The following is a 1,291-nucleotide window of genomic DNA, read 5'->3' on the forward strand; positions in this document are numbered from 1 at the left end:
CCGGGACCCATATGTGGACGGCCCCCGTGGCACAAGAGCTTTCTGGTGAGATCGGATCGCTTGCATCCATATGTCCGGCCTGTTGAGTGCGATCGGGTGGACCGCTGGCCAAGATGGTTTGCGCGATGCGAGTTCCAAACAACCTGGCGACCTGCTGGCGGCCAATGGGTCCCACGGAATGTCTCGCATCGTTGCTCGATCGATCGCTCCATCTGCTCCTGCAGCTTCCGGCTGGCCCGGCGAACGCGTCCGCCGGTCGGCCAATCTGTTAGGCGGCGACTACTCCGGCGGCATCCAGCCGCGCAACGTCGTAACTCTCATTGCTCGTCATCAGCTTCCAGGCGATGCGCGCCACCTTGTTGGCAAGCGCCACCGCTGCAAGCTTCGGCGGCTTGCGCTTGATCAGCGCCAGCAGCCAGCGCGAGTGATGACCGCGTCCACGTCTGGCCTGCTGGATCACCGCCGTAGCCCCGATCACGAGCAGCCGTCTCAGGTCCTCGTCGCCCGCCCGGGTGATCTTGCCAAGCCTGGTCTTGCCGGCGGTGGAATGGTCCTTGGGTGTGAGGCCGAGCCAGGCCGCGAAGTGACGGCCGGAGCGGAACGCATGCGGATTTGGTGCCTTCATCACCAGCGCGGTTGCAACGATCGGGCCGACCGAGGGAATCTGCGCCAGGCGCCGGCCCAGGGGATCAGCTCGGTGCCAGGCCAATATCTTGGCCTCGATCGCCTCCAGCTCGCCCTCGAGCCTGGCGTACTCGCGGCCCAGCACGACAAACAACTCGCGCGCCAGAGCGGGAAGCATCTCGTCCTGCGCAATCTGCGCCAACAACGGCTCGATCTTGTCCAGTCCCTTGGGCGCAATCAGGCCAAACTCCGCCGCATGGCCGCGGATCGTATTGGTCAGCTGGGTGCGCCGGGCGATCAATCCGTCGCGGATACCCGTCAGCATCAATGCGGCCTGCTGCTCGGCGCTCTTCACCGGTACGAACCGCATACTCGGCCGGCTCATCGCCTCACACAGTCCTTCCGCATCCCGCCAGTCGTTCTTGTTCCGCGAAACGTAGGGCTTCACCAGTTGCGGCGCCATCAGCTTCACCTTGTGACCAAGCTTGGAAAGCTCCCGCGCCCAATATTGCGAAGCCCCGCAAGCCTCCATCCCGATCACGGTCGGCGGCAATTTGGCGAAGAACTCCAGCACCTGCTTGCGCGACAGCTTCTTGCGCAGCACCACCTCCTCCGCCGCATCAACCCCATGCAGCACAAAAATATACTTCGACGTATCCATCCCAAT

Annotated in this window: 1 protein-coding gene; it reads right to left on the reverse strand. The window is 63.7% G+C overall.

The genetic code is table 11. The annotated features are described in order from the left end of the window. Nucleotides 1-268 precede the first annotated feature (268 nt). Nucleotides 269-1,291, reverse strand: a 1,023-nt coding sequence (locus tag H8A92_RS40435; protein WP_229200802.1) for an IS110 family RNA-guided transposase, incomplete at its 5' end; no start/stop codon positions are given.

Origin of the sequence: Bradyrhizobium acaciae (assembly GCF_020889785.1) — a bacterium.
In the GTDB taxonomy this organism is placed as follows: Bacteria; Pseudomonadota; Alphaproteobacteria; order Rhizobiales; family Xanthobacteraceae; genus Bradyrhizobium; species Bradyrhizobium acaciae.